The organism is Bacillus nitratireducens (assembly GCF_036320425.1).
GTDB lineage: Bacteria > Bacillota > Bacilli > Bacillales > Bacillaceae_G > Bacillus_A > Bacillus_A nitratireducens.
Genome location: NZ_JAUMJO010000004.1, coordinates 587,419 through 599,510, shown reverse-complemented (window position 1 = coordinate 599,510; position 12,092 = coordinate 587,419). Strand labels below are relative to the sequence as shown.

Annotated in this window: 9 protein-coding genes and 1 pseudogene; 8 read left to right on the top strand and 2 right to left on the bottom strand. The window is 32.1% G+C overall.

From position 1 onward, the window contains the following. Nucleotides 1-10: 10 nt before the first annotated feature. On the bottom strand, nt 11-400 hold the full coding sequence (locus Q3V31_RS18590) for a YxeA family protein (protein WP_000714165.1): 390 nt from the start codon (nt 398-400) through the stop codon (nt 11-13). A 217-nt stretch (nt 401-617) separates the two neighbouring features. Here Q3V31_RS18590 and pepD point away from each other — a divergent pair, with 217 nt between their 5' ends. Next, nucleotides 618-2,087 carry a beta-Ala-His dipeptidase gene (gene pepD / locus Q3V31_RS18585; RefSeq protein WP_090813402.1) on the top strand — a complete coding sequence of 490 codons (1,470 nt, stop codon included), beginning with the start codon at nt 618-620 and terminating at the stop codon, nt 2,085-2,087. 602 nt (nt 2,088-2,689) lie between these two features. On the opposite strand, the gene Q3V31_RS18580 is transcribed toward pepD, so the two are convergent. Continuing rightward, the gene (locus Q3V31_RS18580) at nt 2,690-3,160 is read right to left on the bottom strand and encodes a DUF5065 family protein (RefSeq protein ID WP_000771328.1); all 471 of its coding nucleotides are present in this window, start codon (nt 3,158-3,160) and stop codon (nt 2,690-2,692) included. A 454-nt stretch (nt 3,161-3,614) separates the two neighbouring features. Between Q3V31_RS18580 and Q3V31_RS18575 the strand changes: the two genes are divergently transcribed. From Q3V31_RS18575 to Q3V31_RS18545, 7 genes and pseudogenes are all read left to right on the top strand, one after another. Then, a complete protein-coding gene (locus Q3V31_RS18575) occupies nt 3,615-4,274 on the top strand; it encodes a CatB-related O-acetyltransferase (protein ID WP_090813404.1) in 660 nt (219 codons plus the stop codon). 715 nt (nt 4,275-4,989) lie between these two features. Beyond that, the gene (locus Q3V31_RS18570) at nt 4,990-5,751 is read left to right on the top strand and encodes an ABC transporter ATP-binding protein (RefSeq protein ID WP_090813405.1); all 762 of its coding nucleotides are present in this window, start codon (nt 4,990-4,992) and stop codon (nt 5,749-5,751) included. A gap of 16 nt (nt 5,752-5,767) precedes the next feature. Next, a complete protein-coding gene (locus Q3V31_RS18565; protein WP_090813406.1) occupies nt 5,768-7,615 on the top strand; it encodes an ABC transporter permease in 1,848 nt (615 codons plus the stop codon). Nucleotides 7,616-7,661: 46 nt separating this feature from the next. Beyond that, nucleotides 7,662-7,970 (top strand): annotated as a pseudogene (locus Q3V31_RS18560) (hypothetical protein); the annotation flags it as partial. Nucleotides 7,971-8,315: 345 nt separating this feature from the next. Further along, on the top strand, nt 8,316-9,002 hold the full coding sequence (locus Q3V31_RS18555; protein ID WP_002017038.1) for a response regulator transcription factor: 687 nt from the start codon (nt 8,316-8,318) through the stop codon (nt 9,000-9,002). Further along, a complete protein-coding gene (locus Q3V31_RS18550) occupies nt 8,999-10,081 on the top strand; it encodes a sensor histidine kinase (protein ID WP_090813408.1) in 1,083 nt (360 codons plus the stop codon). The genes Q3V31_RS18555 and Q3V31_RS18550 overlap by 4 nt, the downstream gene beginning before the upstream one ends. Nucleotides 10,082-10,601: 520 nt before the next feature. Further along, nucleotides 10,602-11,915: a D-alanyl-D-alanine carboxypeptidase family protein gene (locus Q3V31_RS18545; protein WP_090813410.1), complete on the top strand. Its 1,314-nt coding sequence runs from the start codon at nt 10,602-10,604 to the stop codon at nt 11,913-11,915. Nucleotides 11,916-12,092 lie beyond the last annotated feature (177 nt).

The following is a 12,092-nucleotide window of genomic DNA, read 5'->3' as shown; positions in this document are numbered from 1 at the left end:
CTTTTGTTTTTTATTTAGCATTTAACTTTTCTTTTACTTTTGCAGGTAAGTCAGCTTCCTGAACCTCTTCATATGACTTCACTTCAATTGATGATATTTCATTTTTGCTCTTATCATCTTGATCTACATAAAGACATAAAAATGCTTTTTCATTTAATTTATGTTCGTTTGATGCTTTCTTACTTCTAAATGTAATTTGTTTTTTTACTCCGTCTTCGTCATATGCGGGCAGCGTGTAGTTTCGTAAGTTTCTACCTTCTACTTTTTCGATAGTTCCTTCGCCTTTTATCTGCACATAATACACATCTTTACCAATTCGATTTAGTGATGCTCGCTCACACCCAATAGTAATACTAGAAAATAATAAACATAGTGTAATAATTGATAAAAACTTTTTCATTTTCTTTATCTCCTTCAATTTGTTTCTTTACACAGTATACGGCTATTATGAAATGAGGAAAATCGATATAGCGTACAACACCCTTACAATGTTGTAAGAGTGTTGTACATAAAATGAATAATATATTAAAAAGTTAAAAGAAAGGTAAAATAATGAATCATGGTATAATGATTAAAGACTTACATATTATTTTGTCATTTTGAGAGGAGCTTGAAAAATGTATTCTACTTTAGAACAATTAACAAAGCACCCTGTATTTTATCATTTTGCAGAAATTTCAAAGATTCCTAGAGGATCGGGTAATGAAAAGGAAATTAGTGATTATTTAGTGGGCTTTGCAAAAGAGCGTAACTTAGAAGTGATTCAAGATGAAGCAATGAATGTCATTATTAAAAAAGACGCAACTACTGGCTATGAAAATGTACCAGCTATTATCATTCAAGGTCATATGGATATGGTATGTGAAAAAAATCAAGCAACCGTACATGATTTTGAAAAAGATCCAATTGAATTACGAATCATTGGGGACATGTTATATGCAAATCAAACGACTTTAGGTGCTGATAATGGTATTGCAGTTGCGTATGCATTAGCTCTATTAGATTCAAAAGACATTCCGCATCCAGCACTTGAAGTAGTTATTACTACTGAAGAAGAAACGACAATGGGCGGAGCTTTCGCTGTTGATTCAAATCATTTTGAAGGAAAGATTTTTATTAATATTGATTCTGAAGAAGATCATAAATTACTTGTAAGTAGCGCAGGTGGTGCGAAAGCAGTTGAAACAATTCCAGTAATTTGGGATGAAGCGCCAGCGAATATGGATGCATACCGTCTATATGTTGGTGGTCTAAAAGGCGGACATTCTGGTATGGAAATTGATAAACAACGCGGTAATGCGAACAAAGTATTAGGACGAGTATTACGTGATTTATCAGCAACTATTCAATTTGATATAAGTGAGGTTCACGGCGGATTAAAAACGAATGCAATTCCGCGTGAAAGTGTAGCTACACTCGTATTACGTACAGAAGATGTAGAGAAAGTAGAAGAAAAACTAGTATCATGGACAAGAGTATTACAAGAAGAAATGCGTGCTGTTGATCCAGATGTTCATGTAACACTTACAAAATTGGATAAAGCAGGAGAAAAAGTATTTGCTAAAGAGACACAAAAGCAGCTTATTTCATCATTATTCTTAATTCCGAACGGCATTCAAAGTATGAGCATGGATATTAAAGGTCTAGTAGAAAGCTCAACAAATTTAGGCGTTATTGAAACGTTGCAAGATGAAATTAAATTACGTAACGAAGTGAGAAGTTCTGTCAGTAGTTTAAAACAACATGTTGCAAATGAAATTAAATGTATTGCCGAATTAGTTGGTGCAACATTTGAAATAGAGTCAGAGTATCCAGAATGGCCATACAATCCGAATTCACAAATTCGTAATTTGTTTGAAAAAGTGCATCAAGAAAAATACAATAAAGATGCTGAAATCTTCGCTGTACATGCAGGTATTGAATGTAGTGCATTCGTTCAAAAGATGCCGGACTTAGATGCGATTTCATTTGGTCCAGACATTTTTAACGTTCATACACCGGATGAACATATTAGTATTTCTTCCGTTGTGAATAACTGGGGATTCTTCGTTGATGTAATGAAGGGTGCGAAAGAATTAGCTAAATAATATGGATGAAATGAAAAGTAGCCTATAAAACTGTATAGGCTACTTTTTTGTATTGAATTTTATTAGAAGTATAGATACTAATTTTTATTATTCGCTTTTTAGTTCATAGATTTGTTCTTATTTCTAGAGGGAATTGTACCAAAGATTGCTCCGGATATTGCTCCAATTAAAGTCATAAAAATTGCACTCCATGCTGCGAATGACATTATTACACCTCCAAATAATAAATTATTGTTTCTTAGCCCTTTGAATAGAAATGATAATTGCAACACCTATTAAAAAAATAAGAGGAGACCAAGAAAAGAAAGACATTTAATATTCTCCTTTCAATAGCACTTTTAAACCTTTATATAAATAAATTATCGCATGTTTAAAGAGTGAACATATAGAATATGCAATATTGCATATCGAATTGTAGAACATAGAGAAGTGAAAACGGTTAGTGAATAAAAATGCTAATTTATAAAGAAAGTAAGGATTTCTTCTAGCCTTAAAAAGGAGAAACAATCAAAAAAGTCCCCCTTATATAAGGGGGCTTTTAAAATGGTCTTTGTCTAATAACTATAGTATTTAACATTTAATTAATGGCGAATTAACGTTAATTATTTTGAGATTTTAAAGCTGCCCCCATAATAATAATTTTCTCCAAGTTTCATAACAGCTACATATGTTCCTGGATTATAAACCGTAGTAATAGGTGTTACAAATCTACCATAATTATGTGTTATACCTGAGTCGTAAATGGTTTTATATCTATGTAAGTTTATTCCATCATTTTCATTTCCACTCAATTGATATATTTTTACAATACCAGTATCCTTACCACCAGTATATATATTAACATCGAATGTATCTCCATGCTTTAAGTCACCAACTGCTAACTCTTCTAAAAAATCTGCATTATGATGTAATAAAAAATAGCTTTGCCACCGCCAATTATCTGTAAATTGAGATTCTTTTTGTATAAGTTGCGATTCAGCAGACACAGGTGGGATTGTACTAATTGTATTTGAAAATAAAAATCCTCCAACAGTCAATGCACCGATAATTGTTGATTGCTTTAAAAGTTTCATCATCTAGACCTCCTAATTAATAAAGGATTCAGAAATCATTTTTGTGAAAAACTAGCTGTGAAATCTAATGGTTGATAATATCTTCTATAATCATATTAACACTTATTGATTTATCAGACAAATCAATCAATAATAAAATTATATTGAGGGAGTGAAGGCTAATATAAGAAAGAAGTTAGAGATATGGCTAATAAATCATTATTATATGTAATTGCGATATATTATTTGAAACCATGATTATTTTAAAACTGAAATTTCAATGCACACCTTAAGTTTGAGCACATAATTTTACAATTTGACTTATGTAATTTATCACGTTATGATTTTTTTATTATAAAAGAAAGGCTTGAATATAATGATTCGTCGTTTGAGAAAGCTAAAAAATGTAGCGGTCGTATTAAGCTTCTAAGTGAATTACAAAGATCTATAATACTTAGAAGCGAGGAATAAAGTTATGAAGCATCCATTATTTAATCATTGGTCAGAAACGAAGTATTTAAAAGATATAGTAACAAATCCACTCATAGAAGTAGGAGAATACTCCTATTATTCTGGGTATTATAGTCATCAAAATTTTGAAGATGGCTGTGTAAGGTATTTGTGGGGAGACGCTAAGTCCCGAGCACTTTTCAATCCACTTGAACAGATGGGATGGCATCTTGATAAACTCATAATTGGGAATTATGTTTGTATTGCCAGTGGAGTAGTCATATTAATGGGTGGTAATCATAATCATCACTCAGAATGGATTACAGTATATCCATTCGCTGAGCAAATTGAACAATCATATGAACCGAAGGGTGATACAGTCATTAAAAGTGATGCTTGGATTGGAATGAATGCTATTATAATGCCTGGCGTTACAATCGGTGAAGGTGCAATCGTTGCAGCAGGATCTGTCGTAAGTAAAGATGTTCCGCCGTATACAATAGTTGGTGGAAATCCTGCTAAGGAAATAAAGAAGCGGTTCACTGATACAGAAATGAATATGCTAATGGAGATGCGTTGGTTTGATTGGGATAGAGAGTTGATTGAGAAGGCAATTCCTCTTTTATCTAGTCCAGCCATCGAACCATTATTTGCTTTTTATAAAAATGAAGTAAAAAAGAAATAAATCAGTTAGAGAAACTACATCCTAAATAGGGTGTAGTTTTTTATTATTTGTACTAGAAATAATTATGAAATAATCTCCCCGTTATGGTTTAGTTTTTATAAACTATCTTAAGAAAAATTAAGAAATATAACCAGTAGTTCTTAATATGTTTTATTTATAATTCAAATGATTGCACAAAATTGTTTTTTCATTTTCCCTGCAAGGTGTTCCATCACGAAATATTCGCCAGGAAGTAGAAAAAAGGTAGCTCATATATTAGAAGTTTCAGCGATATTCCAAAAGTATTCACCTGAAGTATTGGTGGACAGCAACATTTGTACTTATGCATAAGCTGGACATTATACAGTTTATAAAACCTGCAGCAATGATTCTTTTTTTTGAGATAGCGAAAAGGGATTTTTTATGCAATTCATTTTGTTTTCTTAACAAAATACCTAGTGCTTTCTTATCTAAAAAGGAACAAATTTATTACTTAGATTGTCTATTGCATGTATTCCTAAAAATGGATGTTCAAATTGAATACAATTTATCCTGTTTGATATCTATTTTTATGTATTGCAAAAATATGAGAGGACTTATTATTTTGAAAAATAAAAGGATATATATTGGTGGGGTACAAGTTTAATACTTTTACAGATGAGGCATTGCAAGTGGAAACGAAAAAGAAACAACCCAAACAGTAGCTTATCAATCATAGAGATGTAGGAGGATATATATGATAAAACCAGTCGTAGACGTAAAAAACATTCAAAAAGTGTACGGTAAAAAAGGTGAGAATCAATCACACGCATTAAAAGGTGTTTCATTCTCGATTCAAGATGGGGAGTTTGTTGGGATTATGGGGCCATCTGGTTCTGGCAAAACAACATTATTAAATGTAATTTCGACTCTTGATAAAGCGACAGGTGGCGTTATTGAAATTGCAGGAACGGATATTACGAAAATGAAGCAAGGTGAGCTTTCTGATTTCCGTTCGCAAAAGTTAGGATTCATTTTCCAAGACTTTAATTTATTAGAGAATTTATCTATTTACGAAAACATTGCACTTCCATTATCTCTTCAAGGTGTCCCATCACGAAAAATTGGGCCGAAAGTAGAAAAGGTAGCTGATATGTTAGGGATTGTAGCAATACTTCAAAAGTACCCATCTGAAGTATCTGGTGGACAGAAACAGCGTTCAGCAGCAGCACGTGCGTTAGTGCATGAGCCTGCAATTATTTTAGGGGACGAGCCAACAGGAGCTCTTGATTCTAAAAATGCAACTAGTTTACTTAATGCAATGACAAATTTAAATAAAGAACAAGGCGTATCGATTATGATGGTTACGCATGATCCATATAGTGCAAGTTACTGTCAGCGTATTTTATTCATTCAAGATGGTGAGTTATATAAAGAAATTTACCGTGGTGGTAAACGTGAAGAGTTTTATAAAGAAATTTTAGACGTGCTTGCAGATTTAGGCACACAAAAAGCGTAAGAAAGGAGGTTTGGGCATGTTATTTAAACTTTCCATGTCAGGGTTAAAAAGTAAGTTGCAAGATTATATTGTATTACTTATTGGTCTTATTGTATCTATTTCAACTTTTTATATGTTTCAAACGCTATCACTAAATAAAGCGTTCCTTGAATCCAATGCAAACGTTGGTCCTATTGTATTAATATTTCAAATAGGTTCCTCTTTATTAGCGATTGTAACATTTTTTTACATTATGTATGCAAACTCTTTCTTATTATCTCTTCGCCAAAAAGAGTTTGGTATGTATATGATGTTAGGAGCAAAAAAGTATAAAGTTACATTATTAATGTTCCTTGAAACAATCATATTAGGTGCGGCGTCACTTGTAATTGGGATTACAAGTGGTGTAGCACTTGCAGAAGGTATCGGGCAGTTATTAATGAAACAATTGGAGTTAACTGGAGAAGATTACCAAGCTTTCTACATTCCGTCTATGGTTGTTACTTGCATCTTCTTCTTTGCATTATTTGTACTATCAGCAAGTATGAATAGTATTAAATTGTCACGTATTTCTGTATTACAGCTTGTACATGCAGATGCACAAACAGAGCGTGTCGCGGTAAAAGGAAAAATGACAATTGTAGTTGCATTACTTGGTCTGATTTTGTTAGGTATTGGTTATGCATCATTGCTCTATATACCACAGGCAAAAAATCTAGGAACAGTTCCTACATTAATGGCTCTTGGATTAATCGCAGCAACTGTTAGTACTTACATGTTGTTTGGATCACTTCTTCCAGTTATGATAAAAAAAATAAAAAGTAATAAAAAGCGTAGTGAAAAAGGGCTTAATGCTTTTACATTTGCTCAATTAAACTTCCGCATTAATGGCCTAACAAATGTGCTTGCGACGGTAGCAATCTTAGTTGCTCTTGGAGCAGGTGGAATCGCGTGTGGCATGGCATTTAAAAACGACGTTTTAAAGCAGACTGATAAAGGAACAATTTACGATTCGGTAGTTCATAATCCAACAGCAGAAGAAAAGAACATTTTGAGTAGTATTTTATTTCAAGAGAAACTTGAATATCGTTACAAAGTAGATGATAAGTATGTTTATTATATAAAAGAAGAGCTAGAGAACAATCGTCCTTTAGTAAAAGATAGAAAAAATGAGAAGATAATGAAAGTTTCAGAAGAGATTCCCATGGATGCATTTGTATTGTCGGGACAATGGGGTAAAGAGGATGTAAAATCAAAACAATGGAGCGAAGCTTTCGAAACAATTCAGCCAAATTATATACATCCTGATCATAAAATAAAAATTGTAGATCAAAACATATACGATAGTATGAAAGATACAGAAAATACGGTGTTTATTGGGAAAACAGATGTTTTTGGAGCATACGTAAAAGAATGGAAAAAAATTGATGAATTACAGGTAGTTAAATATAAAAATGTGAAAGTGGAAGAACTGGATAGTAAGTATCAAACATATAAGGCGAATCAAAGTTTTTCCAGCGGATTAATGTTTATGGGGTTCTTCGTTGGAATTGCGTTTTTAGCAATGATGGCAAGTTGCTTAATGTTTAAAATTCTATCTGGTGCATCTAAAGATAGTATACGTTATCAAATGCTTCGTAAAATTGGTGTTCGCCGGGAATTATTAACACAATCGATTTATAAGGAGTTATCCTTCGTATTCTTAGTCCCAGCAATTATTGGTATTGCTCACATATTAGTTGGTATGAATATGTTTGGCCCTCTTTTAATCGATCCGTATTTTCGAATTTGGTTACCAATTGTTATTTTCATAGTGGTTTACTCGATTTACTACTGGATTACAGTTCAATTGTATAAAAGAATTGTACTTCCGAAAGAAGGTTAATGTAATAATGTTATGTATACTAAGTATCATCATAATTGGCCCCCGTTATATGGAGGCATTCAATTTTATTGCTAATGGACAGGCAGAATCTCCAAGTTTTTTAGAGAGAAATATAAGATATGAGACTGGTTCAGCCCTTGAATTAAGCATAGACAAAGTAAATATTCCATGGAAAGAAGCTATTGAAGATAGTGCAATCAAACAAGGAAAGACACCATATGAAGTATTAAATACGTACTTTAATATAAATAATACGCCCACAATTGAAAATAAAATCAAAGAAACTAAAGAGAACAATGACTATGAAACACTTTTAGAACAAGGAGAAAAACTGGTGAAAATAAGTAACGAGTAAAGAAAATACGATTTGAAAAAGAATTTTCTTTAAAGAGCGTATTGAAGAGGATTCTTTTTTCATTTTATAAGTTATATACACTACCGGTGTAATCAAAAAAATTTAATTAAAAGAAGGAATCTCAAAAAAATTATTTTTTATTAAAAGCTAAATTTAATGAAGAAGAAAAATTATTAATTGTAAATGGATCTAATGAAAATTTTGAACAATATTTAAGATGTTATCTTTTATATCGATTATGTTACTTTTGGTCATTCAATTGCAGGTTTACAAAAAAGAGGATAGAAATGTACCGCCTGCTTATGCTTTTAGTTGTTCAATATGAGAAAAATGTGGAGGAATCATATGGAATCAAAAATTCTTATTGTTGATGATGATAAAGAGATTAGAAATCTTATCTCTGTATATTTGGAAAATGAGGGTCTGAAAACTCAAAAGGCAGAAGATGCTATTGAAGCGTTAGAATTGTTAGAAGAAAAGCGATTCGATCTTATTATTTTGGATGTTATGATGCCTAATATGGATGGCATTGAAGCGTGTATGAAGATTAGGGAAGAACGAAATATGCCTATTATCATGCTTTCTGCAAAATCAGAGGATATAGACAAAATTCAGGGTTTGGCCTCTGGTGCCGATGATTATTTATCAAAACCGTTTAATCCGTTGGAGTTAATCGCTAGAGTAAAATCCCAATTAAGAAGGTTTAAAAAATATAATACAAATACAGATAATGATAAAAGTGTCCTAGAAATTGGTGATTTGACCGTAAATACAGATACACGTCAAGTATGGATAAGAGGCACGGAAGTAAGGCTAACTCCAAAAGAGTTTGATATACTCGAACTACTTGCTCGTAACAAAGGGATTGTCCTGAGTGTTGCAAAAATATATGAAGCAGTTTGGAAAGATGCTTTTTATAAATCGGATAATACCGTCATGGTGCATATTACAAAAATAAGAGACAAAATTGAAGAGGATTCTAAACATCCAATTTATATTAAAACTGTTTGGGGAATTGGGTACAAAATATGAAGAAGGTTAGTTTTAGAAATAAGATAATTATAAAACTTCTTGGTGCTGTTGCAGTTAGTTTTTTTGTTTCGTTTGGTTTAACAATCCTCACTTTTATATATATTATAATACCATTAACTCTAAATCACTATCTTGATGATCTTAGTACATTTGAAAATAATATGCTTACATTTCTTATATTCGCGTTAGCGATCTTTACTTTTATAATCATTTTTTTAATATTGGTTCGAAAGAAAATAGTATATTTGAAGCTCATTTCTGATAATGTGAATGATATTGCCAATGGAAAACTGGGTTTGACAATTGAGATTGAGGGAAAAGACGAATTGACCCAACTTGCTCAAAATATTAATTACATGTCCAAGGAATTGGAGAATACATTTGAACACGAAAGACGATTGGAACGTACAAAAAATGAACTCATAACCAACGTATCTCATGACTTACGTACACCATTGACATCTATTATCGGCTATGTAGATTTATTAAAAAGAGGAAAATACGACAGTAAAGCACAATTACAGGAGTATCTCGAAACCACTTATTTAAAATCACAGAGATTGAAATATTTAATTGATGAACTATTTGAGTACACCCGTTTATCAGACAACGATGCCAAGTTAAACCTTAATGAAGTTGATTTATCGGGTTTATTGGAGCAAGTAGTTGGGGAATACACTCCTATATTTGAAAAGGAAAGTTTAATTGTTCAAAAATCAATAACGGAAGAATCAATACCTATTTTCATGGATGTAGAAAAAATGGTACGTGTTTATGAAAATCTGTTTATGAATGCGATAAAGTACAGCATGAAGCCATCCAAATTATCAATATGTCTTGAAGTAATAGATAATAAAGCAATTTTGAAGGTATCAAATAAAGCTGAGAAACCACCTGTTAGCGATCCAAATAAATTGTTTGAGAGATTTTTCAGGGGGGATAAGGCCAGAAAAGATAATCAAGGAAATGGACTGGGACTCGCTATCTCAAAAAGAATTGTTGAACTTCATAATGGTAATATACATGCAGAATATAAAGAAGGTTGGATATCCTTTATTGTTGAACATCCGATCAAATAGAATGGCTTATGGAATGAAAGGTTCCATAAGCTTTTTTAAAACTTAAGAAACTTCTTAAGTTAATAATTCAAGTAGGCCATTCATAGTAGACATGATGCTGACAAGTTAATTTATTTATTATTATAAAGTAATTAATCGGATAAAGGGGAAGTTCATTGATATGAACAATGGAAAAGACGATAGTAAATTTAGCAACCAGTGTGTTTCGATATTTCATCGGGACACACTGGTTTTATTTTATATAAATGTGGAACAAATGTATTACTTAGATTGTCTATTAAGTGTAATCCTAAAAGATATGAAAGTACGAATCATTTTGAAAAATACAAAGGTATTAAAAAGAGGGATATGTGTGGGAATACTAAGTGTCAGTGTGCCTAAAAGGGTGGGATGAGATGGTCTATATGAAAGTGGTCCTAATGTCTTATATGTATATAGAATTTGATAACGCTGTCTATTTTTTGGGGGATTATGTTAGAATAACGTTTTTTTGAGTACAAAGATATTGGAGGTAACAGAAGTGAAAAGTATGTTTTGCAAGAGATTTATTGCAATAGTAACAGTGCTTACACTATTTTGTAGCATGGTCGTTACATTTGGAAGAGCATCAGCGGAAACAGTTCCTGCTATAGACGTAGAAGCAGGATCAGCAATTTTAGTAGAAGCAAATTCCGGGAAAATTTTATATGAAAAAAATGCAGATGAATTATTAGCAATTGCTAGTATGACAAAAATGATGAGTGAATATTTAGTTCATGAAGCGGTGGATAAAGGAAAACTCAAATGGGATCAAAAAGTTAAAATTTCTGAATATGCATATAAGATTTCGCAAGATCGCTCATTATCAAACGTTCCATTAGAAAATGGTGGCTCTTATACGGTTAAAGATTTATATGAGGCAATGGTAATTTATTCTGCAAACGGTGCAACAATTGCTTTAGCTGAAGAGATTGCTGGAAAAGAAGTCAATTTCGTGAAAATGATGAACGATAAGTCAAAAGAGTTTGGAATGAAAAATTATAAATTTGTAAACTCTACAGGTTTAACAAACTATGATTTAAAAGGACAACACCCAGAAGGGACAACTCCAGACGAGAAAAATAAAATGTCCGCAAGAGATTGTGCGATTTTAGCACAACGTCTTATTCAAGATTTCCCGAAAATATTAGATACAGCAAAAATCCCTAAAAAAACATTCCAAAATGGTGGCAAGTATCCGATTGATATGACGAACTTTAACTGGATGTTAAAAGGCTTAATTAAGCAATACGAAGGTGTAGATGGGTTAAAAACAGGAACAACTCCAGAAGCCGGAGATTGTTTTACTGGTACAGTAGAAAGAAACGGTATGCGTCTAATCTCTGTAGTGATAAAAGCAAACTCTCATACAGCACGTTTTGATGAAACAAAGAAATTATATGATTATGGATTTGCGAATTTTGAAATGAAGAAGGTCTATGGAAAAGGTTCAGTAGTAAAAGGGCATGAAACAGTGCGAGTAGCAAATGCAAAAGACAAAGATGTAGTAGTTCAAACGAAGCAAGCTATTTTACTTCCAATACCAAAGAGCAACAAAGACGTTTATAAAAAAGAATTTAAAATATCGAATGAAGAACAAGAAGCACCTATTAAAAAAGGTGTAACAATTAGTAAAATGATTATCTCGCCTAAAGATAGTACAGATCCTGGGTTTTTATCAGGTAAAGCATTACAAGTAGACCTTGTAACAAAATCTGATGTAGAACAAGCTAATTTGTTTACACGTTTTATGCGCGAAATAGGATCTTTCTTTAGTAGTATGTGGGATAGTGCGATTGATATAGTAAAAAGCTAACTTTATAGGATAAAACTAAATTTCGTATTGTTACCAAGCTAAACTAAATTTGTATCTATATAACCAAAAAACGCTATTCTTTTTGTAGAAATATACAGAAAGGATGGCGTTTATTATGAATATTTCGATTCAAAGGATTTTGGTGCGGGATTCGTTTAATAAAGTTACATGATGAAA

What these genes read in the sequence shown, in the direction of transcription:
- Q3V31_RS18590 (WP_000714165.1), bottom strand. Translation starts at nt 400, where the DNA reads ATGAAAAAGTTTTTATCAATTATTACACTATGTTTATTATTTTCTAGT.
- pepD (WP_090813402.1), top strand. Translation starts at nt 618, where the DNA reads ATGTATTCTACTTTAGAACAATTAACAAAGCACCCTGTATTTTATCAT.
- Q3V31_RS18580 (WP_000771328.1), bottom strand. Translation starts at nt 3,160, where the DNA reads ATGAAACTTTTAAAGCAATCAACAATTATCGGTGCATTGACTGTTGGA.
- Q3V31_RS18575 (WP_090813404.1), top strand. Translation starts at nt 3,615, where the DNA reads ATGAAGCATCCATTATTTAATCATTGGTCAGAAACGAAGTATTTAAAA.
- Q3V31_RS18570 (WP_090813405.1), top strand. Translation starts at nt 4,990, where the DNA reads ATGATAAAACCAGTCGTAGACGTAAAAAACATTCAAAAAGTGTACGGT.
- Q3V31_RS18565 (WP_090813406.1), top strand. Translation starts at nt 5,768, where the DNA reads ATGTTATTTAAACTTTCCATGTCAGGGTTAAAAAGTAAGTTGCAAGAT.
- Q3V31_RS18555 (WP_002017038.1), top strand. Translation starts at nt 8,316, where the DNA reads ATGGAATCAAAAATTCTTATTGTTGATGATGATAAAGAGATTAGAAAT.
- Q3V31_RS18550 (WP_090813408.1), top strand. Translation starts at nt 8,999, where the DNA reads ATGAAGAAGGTTAGTTTTAGAAATAAGATAATTATAAAACTTCTTGGT.